The organism is Nonomuraea sp. NPDC049504 (genome assembly GCF_040676845.1).
GTDB classification, from domain to species: Bacteria; Actinomycetota; Actinomycetes; order Streptosporangiales; family Streptosporangiaceae; genus Nonomuraea; species Nonomuraea salmonea.
In genome coordinates this window covers 33900-48693 of sequence record NZ_JBFAPT010000007.1, presented here as the reverse complement: position 1 = coordinate 48693, position 14794 = coordinate 33900, and the positions used below count along the sequence as shown (strand labels likewise).

The window sequence follows — 14794 nt, the reverse complement described above, 5'->3', positions numbered from 1 at the left end:
GAAATGTTGTCATGGGAACAGCTGTAATCACACCGTGACCACATGACATAGAACATTCGCGTTCGCCGGAGAATCATCCATTTGTGGGAAAGCTCCGGACTGCTATCGCGTTCGGGCTGGCTCTGGTGTCGTTCGGGGCGATCGTGTGGTGCACCGTGGCAGCCAGACCCGTAGCGGGGCCCGCACCGCCCCAGGGCACCGCGGCGCCCAACCCGTGGGTGGCCGCCGCCGCCCGCGCCGATCCCGAGGTGGGCTGGGCACGTACGGCCGCGACCGAGGTCACGGTCGCCGCGGCCGCCGATGCCGACCTGAACGAGGTGCCCGAAGGGCGCATCGACCCCCGCCAGCGGCAGGTGAAGGTGACGGTCGTGCACCGGCTCACGATGGTCCGCGACGACCCGCTCATCGAGACGCTGCGCCACGGCGCCGGCTTCCCTGCGACGTTGCAGCAGGTCACCGACGCCGCGTTCGGCGCGATCAAGGTGGACGGAGCCGCCCTCGCGCCCACCACCCGCCTCGCGCCGCTGCTCGGCTCGGACCAGCGGGGCACCACCGCCACGTTCACCGTGACGCTGCTGCGCCAGCTCGGCACCGACGCGCTGCTGAGGCTGCACTTCGCGGCGCCGAACGCGTTCCCCCTCATCGTCACGGGCCGCTCCATCGCGGTGCTGCCCGGCGAGTGGGCCGTGCTGCGGCTGGAAGGCATCACGCCGGAGCAGGAGCGGCGGGAGCGGCTGGCGTTCACCGTCGGGGCCTACCCGGTGAGCATGACGCTGGCGCCCGCCTCGTACGGCTTCGCCGACGTGGCCGCGCCCGACGACTTCTCGTGGGCCACCGCGCTCGGCGTGCTGACCGCGATCGCGCTGGCCGCGGTGCTGCTGCGCTCGCTGGGCGAGGGCTGGTGGTCGCGCATCCACAACAGGGAGCTGGGCGCCGGGCTGGCGCTGGCCGCGCCCGCGCTGCTGATCCCGCTGGCCGCCGAGGACTGGTCGGCACTCGCGTACGTGATCCTCTTCGTCGCCGTGCCCCTGCTCGCGCTGCGGCACGCCGGCCGGGTGATCCCGACCAGCCCGCCGTGGACCACCCGCGACCTGCTCGTGGTCACCGGCGCGGGCGTGCTGATCGGGCTCGGCATGCTGAGCTGGTCGTGGCTGCACGGCCAGCTCCCCGGGCAGGCCCTGCTGGCCGGCGGCGCCGTGGCGGCGCTCGCGGCGGCCGGCTCGGCGGTCGCGTTCAGCGTGGACCTCGGGGTGCGGCCGGTGATAATCCGGCTGGCGATGCTGTCGGCCGAAGCCGCGATCGGGCTGCTGGCGCTGGCGTTGTGGCTGCGCGCGCTGCTCGGCGGGGTCTACCCGCCCGACAGCATCCGGCTGGTGCTGGCACTCGGCTGGGCGATGATCCCGGTGGCGGCGATGGCCGTGGCGACCAAGCGGTGGAGCCGCCAGGTCGTCGTCGGGGCCGTGCTCATCAGCCTGCTCGTGCAGGGCTGGCCCACCGAGTGGCTGGACGCCGGGTCGTGGAGCCTCGCCGTCTCGCAACCCGAGCCACGGATCGGCAGCCTCGTGCTCACCCCGATCGTGCGCGGTGTGCTGGGCCTGCTGCTGCTCGGGTTCGTGATGCTGGTGCTGCGGCTGTGGCGGCTCGGCAGGCAGGGCTCGGCCGTCGGTGACCCGGTGGCCGAGTCCACCATGATCGCGGTGCTGATGGTGCTCTACATCACGCCGGGCGGCAGCATCACGCTGGCCGACATCGACGTGCCGCTGCCGCTGCTCGCGATCACCTCGCTCGTCGCCTGGGCCACCGCCCGCTGGCTGCTCACCGGCCCGCGCCCGGCCGTACCCGAGCCCGCCGACCAGGACGAGCACCGCCGGCTCGTCAGGGCCGCGCTGCACCGGCGGCTGCTGCTGGTCTCCGAGCAGGAGCTCTATCGCACGGGACGCACCCGCATCGGCGCGGGCGAGCTGTCGATCCCCGCGTTCGAGCAGCAGCGCAGCGCCCTGGAGGGGGCCATGAACGAGCACGGGAGACACCCCGAGACCGCGTTCGCCACCTCGGCCGGCTGCCCGCCCTGGCACAACGCGGTGCCCGCGTTCACCGTCAGCCTGCTGCTCAGCCTGCCCTTCGCCATCGTGTACGGCTGGCCGGAGGGCGCCGACCTGACCAGCTTCGTCTTCGACAGCCGCTATCTGCTCACCCTGCCGGCGTTCGGCTTCCTGTACGGCTACTTCTACCCGCGCGTACGCGGCACCCAGCCCATGACCAAGGCCCTGCACCTGGCCGCCGCCGCGCTGCTCACCGAGCTGTCGGGCTATCTGCCGACGCTGGCCGAGCCCGACATCGGCGCCTTCGACAAGATGCAGGTGGTGGGGATCGTGGTGGGCCAGGTGATGCTGGTCTGCGTCGGCCTCGGGTTGTTCTGGGAGTGGCGGATCATGCACCTGGCGGGCGAGCCGTGGGCGCGGGTGCGCACGCTGCGCAGTGTGCGCAGCCTCGCCGCCCCCGCGCTGGCCCTGGTGCTGGCCGCCGGCACGACCGCCGCGTCGTCGGCCGCCGGTCAGACCGTGGACCGGATACTGAAAGGCGACCAGGTGACCATCAGCGCTCCCCGCTGACCCTTCAGCGGCGGGACAGCTCGCTCCCGCGTACGTGCGTGCACAGCCACTCCACCAGCGGCCCGAAGGCGCGCCACGAGCGCTCGACCCGCGCACGCACCTCGGGCGTGTGCACCCACGGCTCCGGCTCCCACCGCACCCCGGCGTAGATCGAGCGGTGGCGCAGCAGGCCGATGCGCGGATGGTCGTCGTCGAAGCCCCTGGGCCTGGTCTTGAGGCGGTCGCCCATCAGCTCGTAGCCCGCGGTCACCAGCCGTTCGGTGAGCGCCGCCAGCGGCTTGCCCGAGACGTCTTCGTCGACCGCGGCGCGATAGCGGGCCACCTGGTCGGACGCGCCGGTGTAGACGCCGCCCGCGGCGAAGACGCCGGCCGCGCTCAGCTCGACGTAGTAGCCGATGCCGGGCATCAGGCCGGCGAAGGCGCCCTGGTGGGTCTTGTAGGGCGACTTGTCCTTGGCGAAGCGCACGTCGCGGTAGGGCCGGAACAGGTGGACCTCACCGAACTCCGGGCCCAGCTCGTCGGCCAGCGCCAGCATGGGCGCGCGTACGGCCTCCTCGTAGAGCTGCTTGTGCTGGGCGAAGTAGGTCTTGGAGTTGTCAGCCTCGAGCCCCTCGTAGAACAGGAACGCCTCGTCGGGGAAGCCGGTGAATCCCATGAGGTCAAGGGTGCCATGCGGCACCGACAACTCAGCGTTCGGTGTACATCTTCCCCGGTGACGGTGTCCTGCCGTACAGCTCCGAGACGGTGACGAAGGTGAAGCCCCTCCTCGCGAGGGTGTCGAGCACCTTCGGCATGGCGTCCACGGTGGTGCGGTGAATGTCGTGCAGCAGCACGATCGAGCCGGGCTTGGCGTGCGACGCCCGTTTGGCGACGGTCTCGGTGACGCGGTCACGCCAGTCGAGGGTGTCGAGGTTCCACAGGATCTGGGCCAGGCCCTCGCGCCTGGTCTCGGCCGCGACCTGCTCGTCGGTCGACCCGTACGGCGGCCGCATCACCCGCATCCGCACCCCGGTGAGCTGCCGCACGATGTGCTCGGTGTGCCGCAGCTCCTGCTTGACCCGGTGCGGCGGCAGCTCGGCGAGCGGCGGATGGCTCCAGGAGTGGTTGCCGATCTCGTGACCGTCGTCCACGATGCGGCGTACGGTGTGGCCGCCCTTGTCGGCCGCCACCATCTGGCCGATGACGAAGAAGGTGGCTCTGACGTCACGGCTGCGCAGCAGGTCGAGCAGCCGCCAGGTGTGCTCGCCCGGCCCGTCGTCGAAGGTGAGTGCCACGCACTTGAGCTTGGAGCAGTCGAAGTTCCGGCTGCGCGGCCAGCCCGCCTGCATCGACACCAGCCGTTTGGCGAACGTCACGGGATCGATGGTGGCGGGCTTGATGGGTGTGACCTTCATGTGCTGGTGCTGGCGTCGCGGCACCGCGTGGGTGACGCAGACGGCCAGCGCGAGCAGGGCCAGCGGCAAGGCCCAAACGCGCATGCTTCCCCCCGGAACGCCGCATGCGGGGGCCTATGGATAGTCCTGGACCGGCACCCCCCGCAGTTCCCTGGCCAGGTCGTCCCACCAGAGTGGGATATCGGCCTGCAATTCCTGGAAGCGGCGCGCCACGCGCATGGCACATCCAAGCGGATCCGTACCCAGATGCCGACGTTTCACCGGTCCTTCCTGCCAACGGTAAAAACCATCTCTATAACGTACGACCAGCCCTATCCACACCGAGATGGTCTCGCCGTCCCCCACCTCGTAAGCGCTGGTGACGCCCAGGCCATGAAGCTCCGCCTGGAGCTTCTCCGTCGCCGCTCGAGCCTCACTCACACGTCACCCCCTGCCGACGTCGCGCCCACCGGGCCGCGGAGCACGGTCGGCGCACACTGGGGATGTACCCAGCCACGGGCCTCAGCCGTCCAAAGCATGGAGTAATCATGAAACTCCACCGGGTCATCCGGAGGGCTTTCGCGCTTATTGATCAGGGATCTCAGGCGTCGTTCGCGGCGCGCGGCTCGGCCACGGCCATGACGAACCTGAGGGCCGCATCGCCCTGGTTGGCGTAGCGGTGGGGGCGGTCGGCGGTGAAGAGCACGGCGGCGTCCTCGCCGACCACGTGGCTCTTGCCGGCCACGATCAGCGTCAGCTCGCCCTGCAGGACGGTGAGCATCTCGCGGGTGCCGGGCGGATGGGCGTCGCCGTCGTGGTGCTCGCCGGGGGCGAGGCGCCAGTCCCACAGCTCCAGGATCAGCGGCATGTCGGCGCCGACCAGCAGCCGCGCCTGCACGTCGCCCTGGTCGAAGGTGACCACGTCGCTCTTCTGGACGACCCGCACCATGGGGACGTCGGCGACCTCCACCAGCCTGGCCACGGTGACGCCGAGCGCGGAGGCGATGCGGGTGAGGGTGGACACGCTGGGGTTGGTGCGGCCCTGCTCGACCTGGACGAGCATGCCCCGGCTCACGCCCGACCTGGCGGCCAGCGCGTCGAGGGTGAGCCCGCGGTGGGCCCGCTGGGCGCGCACGTTGTTGGCGATGGCCTGGGTGATCAGCTCGGGGTCTTCCATGTCAGTGCAGTGTAGTGAATGTGTCGTGCAGTGCACTGTACTCTGTAGGTTGCACTATTAGTGCAACAGAGAGGACTCCCCCTGGTGACCGTCATCCTGGCAACCGCCTGCGCCATCGTCTACGGCACCGCCGACTTCTTCGGCGGCCTGGCCACCCGGCGCTCGCAGGTGCTCTCCGTCGTCGTGCTCTCCCAGACGGCGGGCCTGGCGCTGGTCCTCGCCCTGCTGCCGCTGCTGCCCGGCACGTACAGCGCCCAGGCGCTCTCCTGGGGCCTCGCCTCCGGCCTCGCGGGAGCGGCCGGGCTGGTGCTGTTCTACCGGGCGCTGGCCACGGGCGTGATGTCCGTGGTGGCTCCGACGACCGCGGTCACCTCGGCCGCGCTGCCGGTCGTGTTCGGTCTGGCCACCGGCGACCGTCCCGGCCCGTGGGCGCTGGTCGGCGTGGTGCTGGCGCTCGGCGCGGTGCTGCTGGTCAGCCAGGACGGCTCGGGCGGCGGGAAGGTCACGCCGCGCTCGGTGCTGATCTCGCTGGCCGCCGGCGCGGGCTTCGGCGGCTTCTTCATCCTGCTCGCCATGGCGCCCGACGACGCCGGCATGTGGCCGCTGGTCGGCGCCCGCCTGTCGTCGGTGTCGGTCGTCGCCCTGCTGGCCCTGCTGACCAGGCGCGGGCTCAGGCCGGTGCCGGGCTCGCTGGGCGTCATCGCGGCGGCCGGCGTGCTCGACATGGCGGCCAACGTGCTCTATCTGCTCGCCCAGCGCGACGGCCTGCTGAGCCTGGTCGCGGTGCTCGTCTCGCTCTATCCCGCCAGCACGCTGCTGCTCGCCAACCGGGTGCTCGGCGAGCGGTTGCGGTCCGTCCAGATCACCGGCGTCGTCTGCGCACTGGCCGCGGTGGCGCTCATAGCCGTTGCACAGCACCCCTAGCCTTGCTACGTTTCGCCCGTGCGCCCTGACCGGGCACGTTCCGATGGTGGGTCGTTGAAGCACGTCGCGGTGCCGTACGACTCGGAGGAGTCCTTCGTGACTCTGACCGTGCCGCGCGTGCGTTCCGCGCTGGACGAAGGCAGGCGCGTGCTGGTCGTCACCGGCGCCGCCAAGCTCGGCCTGCTGGCCGCGGCGCTCGGGCCCGACGCCGGCCGCATCGACAGCCGCACCCCCGCCGCCTGGTACGCCCATCCGTACCGGATGCTGGCCGCCTATCACGACTACACCCGCGGCCGGCCCACGCTGGTGATCGGCGAGCCGGCCTGGACGGACAGGAGCGAGCGCGACCTCAGGGAGCTGATCCGATGCGACTCGGTGCTCAACGCCGCCCTGCACCGCGCGCCCGCGATCGTGATGTGCCCGTACGACGTGCGCCGGGTCCCCGAGCCCGTCGTGGAGTACGGCCCGGTCATCCACCCGGTCCTGCTCGGGTCTGACGGCGAGGTGACGAGCACCCGCTTCGTCCACCCTCAGGACCTGGCGTTCGACGACGACCACGCGCCCCTGCCCGCACCCGCACCCGACGCCCGGATCGTCCGCTTCACGGGACGCGAGCTGAAACGCCTGCGCCAGAGCGTCGGCGACTACGCCAGGGCGGCGGGCATGGACCACGACCTCATCACCTCGCTGGTGATCAGCGTCTCCGAGATCGCCGCCAACAGCGTCGAGCACGGCGCCGGCCACGGCACGGTCGCGATGTGGCTGCGTGAGGGCGAGCTGATCTGCGAGATCGCCGACCCGGGAGGCGCGCTGGACGACCCGTTGCCCGGCTACATACCACCAGAGCCCGAATCCCCTCGGGGATACGGGCTCTGGATCAGCAGGCAGTTGTGCGACTTGGTGGATCTGCGCGCGGAGGACGGTCTGTTACGGGTCCGCCTCCATCTGAGGACGGAGAGGTGAGTCAGGCGGCCCGCTGCGCGGGCAGGCGCACGGCGCCCTCCTCGCGGGCGTACTCCTCCAGCATCCCCCGAAGCTGGCGGCGGCCGCGGTGCAGCCGCGACATCACGGTGCCGATGGGCGTGCCCATGCGCTCGGCGATCTCCTTGTACGCGAAGCCCTCGACGTCGGCCAGGTAGACGGCCACGCGGAAGTCCTCGGGGAGGGAGCGCAGGGCGTTCATGACGACGTTGTCGGGCAGCCGGTCGAGCGCCTCGGTCTCGGCCGACCGCAGACCGGTGGAGCTGTGCGACTCGGCGGCGTGCAGCTGCCAGTCCTCGATGTCCTCGGCGGCGGACAGCTTGGGCGAACGCTGCTTCTTGCGGTAGTCGTTGATGAAGTTGTTGGTGAGGATGCGGTGCAGCCAGGCCTTGAGGTTGGTGCCCTCGCGGAACTGGTGGTACGACGTGTACGCCTTCGCCACCGTCTCCTGCACCAGGTCCTCCGCGTCCGCGGTGTTGCGGGTCAGGCGCATGGCGGAGGCGAACAGCTGCGACGTCACGGGCACGACGTCCCGCTCGAACCAATCCTGTCGCTGCTCATCGGTCATGGTGATCAATTCATTCCCCCTTGCGCTATCCCCCGTTTCGGCACAAGCCGCCTGACGGCGGTTCCATCATCGCAAGCCCCCGGTAAGGGGCGCGTTAGCGAGGTCCGCCTGTGGTCAGTAGGGGTTACGTCCATCTGCTCGCGGCGTGCGTGGTCACGTCCACGGCCGGACAAGTCTCATTATCATAACACTACCCACCCAATTCCACAGGAATAGTGGCGAGTGTCACATGGGATAGCGTATGGCCATGAGATTCGTGGACCGGCATGAGACGGGTACACGCCACTGGGTGGCTGAGGCCATACGCAAGGTCGAGGCCGACGCCAACCGTAGTTGCGACACACATCTGCACGTCTTTCCGCTGCCCCCGCAGTGGGGCGTAAACCTTTATCTGAAAGACGAGTCGGTGCACCCTACCGGTTCACTCAAGCACCGGCTGGCCCGCTCCCTCTTCCTGTACGGCCTGGCCAACGGCTGGATCGGCCCCACCACGACCATCGTCGAGGCGTCGAGCGGGTCCACCGCCGTCAGCGAGGCGTACTTCGCCCGGTTGCTCGGTCTTCCGTTCATCGCGGTCATGCCCGCCTCCACGTCGCCGGAGAAGTGTCACCTCATAGAGTTCTACGGCGGGAAATGTCATTTGGTTGACGATCCGGGCGCGATCTATGACGAATCTCACCGTCTGGCCGCCGAGACCGGCGGCCACTTCATGGATCAGTTCACCTACGCCGAACGGGCCACCGACTGGCGGGGCAACAACAACATCGCTGAATCGATCTATTCACAGATGTCCTTGGAGCCGCACCCCGAGCCGTCCTGGATCGTGGTGGGCGCCGGCACCGGCGGCACGTCCTCGACCATCGGCCGCTACATCCGCTACCGCCGCCACCCCACCCGCCTGGCCGTCGTCGATCCCGAGGGCTCGGCGTTCTACCCGAGCTGGGTCTCCGGCGACACGGCGGTCACGGCCCCCGGCTCGCGCATCGAGGGCATCGGACGGCCCCGGGTGGAGCCGTCGTTCCTCCCCACGGTCATCGACCGGATGATCGCGGTGCCGGACGCCCGCTCGATCGCCGCCATGCACTGGACCCGCGAGGTGACCGGGCTCGACGTCGGCGGCTCCACCGGCACCAACATGGCGGCCTGCGTGCAGCTCATCGAGGAGATGCGGGCGGCCGGCGAGCAGGGCAGCATCGTGACGCTGGTGTGCGACAGCGGCGACCGCTACAAGGGCACCTACGGCAACCCCGGCTGGCTGGCCTCCCAGGGCATGGACATCGAGCCACACCTTGAGGAGCTGCGCCGGTTCATCAACGGCTAGCGTCGACGCCGAACAGTTCGGCAACGTCGTCCAGCATCGCCTGCGCCCCCTGGATGCCCACCGCGGTCATCCAGGTGAGGTCGCTGACCTCGTGCTTCTTCCCCTTGAGCTTGGCCCACAGCGGGTTGCCGGTGAACTTCTCCTTCGGCCCGTCGGAGGCCGGGTCGGGGTAGGTCGCCACGAAAATGTGGTCGGCGTCGAGGTCGCTGATGCGTTCCTGGCTGACGTTCACCGCGATGGCGTCCTGGACGGTGGGCTGGCCTTCGGGGCGCGGGAAGCCGACGTCCTTCATGACCAGGCCCGAGTAGGAGTTCTCGACGTACAGACGGGTCGTGGGCTCGCCGGCGAAGCGGACGATCGAGATGGTGGGCAGCTCGCCCTCCTTCTCCTTGATCTGCTCGCCGATCGTGGCGGCGCGCTCCTCGTACGCCTTGATCCGCGTCTCGGCGAGGTCCTCCTTGCCCAGGGCCTGGCCCATGAGCCGGAGGTTGTCCTTCCAGATGGCCCCGGTCGTCTCGCTGAACACCGTGGGGGCGATCTTCGAGAGCCGGTCGTACAGAGCCTCGTGCCTGACCTTCGCCGAGACGATCAGGTCGGGCTTGAGCGCGATGATCTTCTCCAGGCTCGGCTGCTCCAGCGTGCCGACCGCGGTGGCCTCCTGCCCATGGCTCTGGACGACCGGGCCGAGGTAGTCGGGCAGCTTCGTGTCGATCGACCGGTACGTCGTGTACCCCACGACCGGCGTCTCCAGCGTCAGCACCGCGTCCACGAAGCTCTGGTCGAGCGCGACCACCCGCTTGGGCTGCGCGGGGATGACCGTCTCCCCCATCGCGTGCCGCACGGTCCTGAACGGCGCCGCGCTCTGCGAAGGGGCGGGGCCGGGGTCCGCCGAACCACCGCAGGCGGCCAGTCCCACCAGCAGAACGGCGCCGACCAGCACGCGCAACGGTTTCATCAGATCCCTTTCCCCGAAGTAAGGTAAGCCTAAATTAGGTTAGCCCTGCCTAAGCTGGCATACTTCAGCGGGATCGGGCAAACGTCAGGAGGGCATCGGGTGAGCGCAACCGCCGTCGCCCCGCGCCTCCACGGCATCCAGCGGCGCCGGTTCGGCCTGCTGGCCGCCCTGCTCGCGGCCGTCGCCATCGGTGTGCTGCTGAGCATCACGATCGGGTCCAAGTCCGTGCCGCTCGCCGACGCTTGGCACGCGATCACCGCCCCGACCGGCACCGAGAACGACATCGTCATCCGCTCCCTGCGGCTGCCCAGGACCGCGCTCGGCGTCATGGCCGGTGTCGCGCTCGGCGTGGCGGGCGCCCTCATGCAGGGCCACACCCGCAACCCGCTCGCCGACCCCGGCCTGCTCGGCGTCACGCAGGGCGCCGCGTTCGCCATGGTGTCGTCGATCATCCTGCTCGGCACGTCGAGCCTGCTCGCCTACATCTGGTTCGGCCTCGCCGGCGCGCTCGTGGCCAGCGTCGCGGTCTTCGCGCTCGGCATGGTGGGCGGCAGGGGCGGGCCCACGCCGGTCACGCTGGCCCTCGCCGGCACCGCCGTGAGCGCCCTGCTCTACGCGCTGACCTCGGCCATCGTGCTCCTCGACGAGCAGGCGATGGACGTCTTCCGCTTCTGGCAGGCCGGCTCCATCGCCGCCAGGGGCGCCGACGTGGCCTGGCAGGTGCTGCCGTTCATCCTGGCCGGGTTAGTGCTCGCGATGATCAACGCGCCCGGCCTCAACGCGCTCTCCCTCGGCGAGGACGTCGCCCGCAGCCTCGGCCAGAACATCGCCATGACCCGCACGGTCGGCGTCGCCGCCGTCACCCTGCTGTCGGGCGCGGCGGTGGCCGCCTGCGGCTCGCTCGCCTTCGTCGGGCTCATCGTGCCCCACCTGGCCAGGCCGCTGTCCGGCACCGACCACCGGTGGCTGCTGCCGTACTCGGGGCTGATCGGCGCCGCCCTGCTGCTGGTCGCCGACGTCATCGGCCGCGTCGTCGCGCCGCCCGGCGAGCTGGAGGTGGGCGTCGTGCTCGCGCTGCTCGGCGCGCCCTTCTTCGTCGCCCTGGTACGCCGCAGAAAGCCCGTACGCCTGTGATGACCACCCTCCCCCTGCGACTCGGCGGCCTGTCCTGGCGGCTGCGGCTGCGCGGCGTCGCCGTCACCGTCACGGGCGCCCTGCTGCTCGCCCTGCTCATGGCCCTGAACATGCGCATCGGCGACATCGACATGACGCTGCCCGAGGTGCTCGCGGGCACGTTCGACGCGGGCAGCCCCGCCCACTTCGTCATCATGGAGCTGCGCCTGCCGCGCGCGCTCACCGGCGCCCTCGTCGGCGCCGCGCTCGCGCTGTCCGGCGCCATCATCCAGTCGATCGCCCGCAACCCGCTCGCCAGCCCCGAGATCCTCGGCGTCACCACCGGCGCCTCGGTCACGGTGGTGGCCGGCGTGGTCTTCAGCGGCAGCGTGTACGGCGGCGTCAGCGGCCTGCTGGCCGGCCTCGGCATCCCGGCGCTCGCGCTGCTGGGCGGCCTGATCGGCGCGGCCATCGTGTACGGCCTGGCCTGGCGGCGCGGCCTGGACGGCTACCGCCTGGTGCTGGTCGGCATCGGCGTGGCCGCGGTCTTCACCAACGTCAAGTTCTGGCTGCTGACCGTCGGCGACGTCAACGACACCGGCCGCGCCATGGTGTGGATCAGCGGCTCGCTCAACGGCCGCGGCTGGGAGCACGTCGTCCCGACCGCGCTGGCCCTGGTCGTGCTGGTGCCGCTCACCCTGCTCGGCACCCGCTCGCTCGACGCCCTGCGCTTCGGCGACGACACGATCACCGCGCTCGGCATCCGAACGAACCTGGCCAGGGCCCTGATGATCCTGGCCGCCGTGCTGCTGGCCGCCGTGGCGACCGCGTCGGCCGGGCCGATCGCGTTCGTGGCGCTGGCCTCGCCGCAGATCGCGCTGCGCCTGGTCCGCTCCGGGCAGCCGCCGCTGCTGTGCTCGGCGGTCGTCGGCGGGGTGCTCACCACGGGCGCCGACCTGCTCGCCAGGTCCCTGTTCTCCCCCATCGAACTGCCCGTCGGCATCGTCACCGCCGTGCTGGGCGCCCCCTACCTGATCCACCTGATCTGGAGGTCGCGAAAGTGAGACTGCAGGCCGCCGACGTCAAGCTCGGGTATGGCGACCGCCTCATCGTGGACGGGCTCGACCTCGGCATCGAGGCGGGCACGGTGACCACCATCATCGGCCCGAACGGCTGCGGCAAGTCGACGCTGCTGCGCGCGCTGGGCCGGCTGCTCAAGCCGCAGGGCGGCGAGGTGCTGCTGGACGGCAAGCGCATCGACAAGATCCCCACCCGCGAGGTGGCCAAGATCCTCGGCGTGCTCCCCCAGTCGCCCACCGCCCCCGAGGGGCTGACCGTCGCCGACCTGGTCGCCAGGGGACGTCACCCGCACCAGACGTGGTACCGGCAGTGGTCGTCCGACGACGAGGGCGCGGTCGCGGCGGCCCTCGACATGACCGGCCTCGCCGACCTCGCGGAACGTCCGCTCGACGAGCTGTCCGGCGGGCAGCGGCAGCGGGCGTGGATCTCCATGGCCCTCGCCCAGGGCACCGACCTGCTGCTGCTCGACGAGCCGACCACGTTCCTCGACCTCGCGCACCAGGTGGAGGTGCTGGAGCTGGTCCGGCACCTGCACGAGGAGGGCGGGCGTACGGTCGTCATGGTCCTGCACGACCTCAACCTCGCCGCCCGCTACGCCGACCGCCTGGTCGCCATGCGGTCAGGCCGGGTCTTCGCCTCGGGAAACCCGCACGAGGTGCTCACCGAGGAGCTGCTGCGCGAGGTGTTCGAGCTGGACGCCAAGGTCATCCCCGACCCGGTGGCCGGCACCCCGCTGGTCGTCCCGATCCGCCCGCTCTGATTCAGCCGTCGGCCGGCTCGGCCAGCGCGGCCCGGACGTCCGCGTCGTCAGGAGCCAGCTCCGCGGCCCTGAGCAGGTCCTGGCGGGCCTGCCCGGTCAGTCCCGCCGCGCGGTACGCCAGCGACCTGTTGAAGAGCAGCTCCGCCGTCTCCCCCAGCTTCAGCGCCCGCGTCAGGTCGGCCACCGCCAGCTCGTTGTCGCCCCGCTCGTACGCCAGCTCCGCCCGCCCCGCCCAGGCCGCCACCAGCTCGGGATCGAGCTCAAGCGCCCGGTCGAAGGCCAGCCGCGACTCCGGGTAGCGCTCCTCGGCCAGCTCGACCTGCCCCAGCACGCACAGCAGGTAGGGGTCGTGCGGGGCCAGCGACAGCCCGCGCTCGACGTCCTGCCGCGCCCGTGCGTAGTCTCCGGCGGCGACGTGCAGGCCGCAGCGGTTGACGTACGCGGGGCCGAAGTCGGGGTCGAGCTCCAGCGTGTGGTCGAGGTCGGCGAGCGCGCCTCCCAGGTCGCCGGCCGCGTAGCGGACCTCGGAGCGGTTGTAGTACGCCTCGGGGAAGGGCGGGCTGAGCCGCATCACGCTCTCGTAGTCGGCCAGCGCCTCGGCCGAGCGGCCCATGGCGTGCAGCAGGTTGCCCCGGTCGAGGTAATAGTCGGGGTAGCCGGGGTCGGCGGCGATCGCCCGGTCGTAGCCGGCCAGCGCCTCCTCCCTGCGCCCGCCGAGTGCCAGCAGCTGGGCCCTGTTGGCGTACAGGATGAGCTTGTGGATCGGGTGCTCGTCGCGCAGGTGCGTCTCGGCCAGCTCGATCGCCTGCGCCACCAGGTCCATGGCCGACTCGCGGCGGCCCCTGCGCAGCTCGACCAGGGCCTTGCCGTTGAGGTCGAAGCCGAGGTGGAAGGCGCGCTCGCGGGGGTCGGGCAGCAGCGAGGTGATGGTGACGGCCTCGTTGATCCAGGCCAGCGCCTGTTCGGGGTCGCGGGCCGCCGGGTCGTGGTGACGGACGAGGATCATGGCCGTCGCGTACGCGATCGTCGCGCGGTGCTTGGGGTCGGTGCTCAGCCGCCTGGCCCTGTCGTACAGGTCGCGGGCCTCGTCCTCGCGCTCGATCGCCTCCAGCGCGGCGGCGACCCGCTGCACGAGCACCTGCCAGCGCTCCGGATCGTCCTCGTACGCCAGCCCGCGCAGCACCTCGAGGCCCGACTCGGCCATGGCGTGGTGGAAGCCCTCGTCGCGGTAGCGGTCGAAGTCGGCCCGCAGCGGCCCCGAGCCAGGCGCCGACGGTCCCTCCTCGACGCGCAGCAGGGCGGGGTCGAGCCGGCGCCGCAGCACGGCCACCAGCTCGGTGTCGGTGTGGTCGGCCTCGCCCAGGTTCGTCACGCGCAAGGTGAGCGGCCCGGTGCGGGTCAGGTGATCACGGACGAACTCCGCCAGCCCGTTGGCCATCCGCAGGCTGCGCCGCGCGCCCGGCACCAGCACGCGCTGCGCTCTCGGCAGGTCGTCGGCCAGCGAGTGCCGGCGTGCGGGCACGACGTCCCGCAATGAGGGCGCGGCGGCCCTGATCTCGATGTCGTGCGCGGCGACCAGCTCAGGCGCGCTTTCCAGCGCGGCGGGAACGAGCCGCGCGAGCAGGGCCGAGGCCAGCGTGTACGGGCCGCCGATCCGGCGGTCCGCGTCGATGAGGATCGTCTCCACAGGGGTGGTTCCGCTTCGGCCGGCGCCCCCGCGGAGACGCCGGCCCGCGCAGCTCAGGCGCTGTGCCTCGGAGCCGCCGCAGCGGTCGGCTTCACAGTTCCTGGCCGGTGGACGACGATCTTCTTCATGAGCGGCCTTTCACGTTCCAATTGGGACCGAACGATCTTTGATGACGATATATGTCAACACAAGAAAAACCGGTCGATCAAGGCTTATCTGGTAAGGGCTCCTTCACCTTGAATT

At 70.9% G+C, this 14794-nt stretch carries 14 protein-coding genes; 7 read left to right on the top strand and 7 right to left on the bottom strand.

The features are described from left to right. The first annotated feature begins 83 nt into the window (after positions 1 to 83). Positions 84 to 2612 (top strand): hypothetical protein, encoded by a 2529-nt coding sequence (locus tag AB0K28_RS15470; RefSeq protein WP_364369775.1) that lies wholly within the window; start codon positions 84 to 86, stop codon positions 2610 to 2612. A gap of 4 nt (positions 2613 to 2616) precedes the next feature. On the opposite strand, the gene AB0K28_RS15465 is transcribed toward AB0K28_RS15470, so the two are convergent. The 4 genes from AB0K28_RS15465 to AB0K28_RS15450 form a co-directional block, all read right to left on the bottom strand. Beyond that, entirely contained in the window at positions 2617 to 3267 is a 651-nt protein-coding gene (locus AB0K28_RS15465; protein ID WP_364369772.1) for a DUF2461 domain-containing protein, read from the bottom strand. A gap of 31 nt (positions 3268 to 3298) precedes the next feature. Further along, complete coding sequence (locus AB0K28_RS15460) at positions 3299 to 4090, bottom strand: polysaccharide deacetylase family protein (RefSeq protein WP_364369770.1); 792 nt, start codon at positions 4088 to 4090, stop codon at positions 3299 to 3301. A 30-nt stretch (positions 4091 to 4120) separates the two neighbouring features. Then, positions 4121 to 4426, bottom strand: a complete 306-nt coding sequence (locus AB0K28_RS15455; protein WP_355426970.1) for a hypothetical protein — start codon at positions 4424 to 4426, stop codon at positions 4121 to 4123. 160 nt (positions 4427 to 4586) lie between these two features. Then, positions 4587 to 5162 (bottom strand): XRE family transcriptional regulator, encoded by a 576-nt coding sequence (locus AB0K28_RS15450; RefSeq protein WP_364369768.1) that lies wholly within the window; start codon positions 5160 to 5162, stop codon positions 4587 to 4589. Between the two features lie 84 nt (positions 5163 to 5246). Between AB0K28_RS15450 and AB0K28_RS15445 the strand changes: the two genes are divergently transcribed. Then, entirely contained in the window at positions 5247 to 6086 is an 840-nt protein-coding gene (locus AB0K28_RS15445) for a DMT family transporter (RefSeq protein ID WP_364369766.1), read from the top strand. Positions 6087 to 6140: 54 nt separating this feature from the next. Next, complete coding sequence (locus tag AB0K28_RS15440; protein ID WP_364369764.1) at positions 6141 to 7049, top strand: sensor histidine kinase; 909 nt, start codon at positions 6141 to 6143, stop codon at positions 7047 to 7049. 1 nt (position 7050) lies between these two features. Here the strand turns inward: AB0K28_RS15440 and AB0K28_RS15435 are convergent, their stop codons facing one another. Next, positions 7051 to 7635: a sigma-70 family RNA polymerase sigma factor gene (locus AB0K28_RS15435; RefSeq protein ID WP_345389138.1), complete on the bottom strand. Its 585-nt coding sequence runs from the start codon at positions 7633 to 7635 to the stop codon at positions 7051 to 7053. A gap of 247 nt (positions 7636 to 7882) precedes the next feature. Between AB0K28_RS15435 and AB0K28_RS15430 the strand changes: the two genes are divergently transcribed. Next, positions 7883 to 8956, top strand: coding sequence for a PLP-dependent cysteine synthase family protein (locus AB0K28_RS15430; RefSeq protein WP_364369762.1), 1074 nt, complete (start codon positions 7883 to 7885; stop codon positions 8954 to 8956). On the opposite strand, the gene AB0K28_RS15425 is transcribed toward AB0K28_RS15430, so the two are convergent. After that, positions 8946 to 9911, bottom strand: a complete 966-nt coding sequence (locus AB0K28_RS15425; protein ID WP_364369760.1) for an iron-siderophore ABC transporter substrate-binding protein — start codon at positions 9909 to 9911, stop codon at positions 8946 to 8948. The genes AB0K28_RS15430 and AB0K28_RS15425 overlap by 11 nt on opposite strands. Positions 9912 to 10010: 99 nt before the next feature. On the opposite strand from AB0K28_RS15425, the gene AB0K28_RS15420 reads away from it, so the two are divergent. Genes AB0K28_RS15420 through AB0K28_RS15410 form a run of 3 tightly spaced genes read left to right on the top strand, consistent with a single transcriptional unit; the run spans position 10011 to position 12864 of the window. Then, a complete protein-coding gene (locus AB0K28_RS15420) occupies positions 10011 to 11045 on the top strand; it encodes an iron ABC transporter permease (RefSeq protein WP_364369757.1) in 1035 nt (344 codons plus the stop codon). Continuing rightward, positions 11045 to 12088: an iron chelate uptake ABC transporter family permease subunit gene (locus AB0K28_RS15415; RefSeq protein ID WP_364369754.1), complete on the top strand. Its 1044-nt coding sequence runs from the start codon at positions 11045 to 11047 to the stop codon at positions 12086 to 12088. The genes AB0K28_RS15420 and AB0K28_RS15415 overlap by 1 nt, the downstream gene beginning before the upstream one ends. Beyond that, the gene (locus AB0K28_RS15410; protein WP_364369751.1) at positions 12085 to 12864 is read left to right on the top strand and encodes an ABC transporter ATP-binding protein; all 780 of its coding nucleotides are present in this window, start codon (positions 12085 to 12087) and stop codon (positions 12862 to 12864) included. The genes AB0K28_RS15415 and AB0K28_RS15410 overlap by 4 nt, the downstream gene beginning before the upstream one ends. A 1-nt stretch (position 12865) precedes the next feature. Here AB0K28_RS15410 and AB0K28_RS15405 read toward each other — a convergent pair whose 3' ends face one another. Beyond that, positions 12866 to 14551 carry a tetratricopeptide repeat protein gene (locus AB0K28_RS15405; RefSeq protein ID WP_345389146.1) on the bottom strand — a complete coding sequence of 562 codons (1686 nt, stop codon included), beginning with the start codon at positions 14549 to 14551 and terminating at the stop codon, positions 12866 to 12868. Positions 14552 to 14794: the final 243 nt, after the last annotated feature.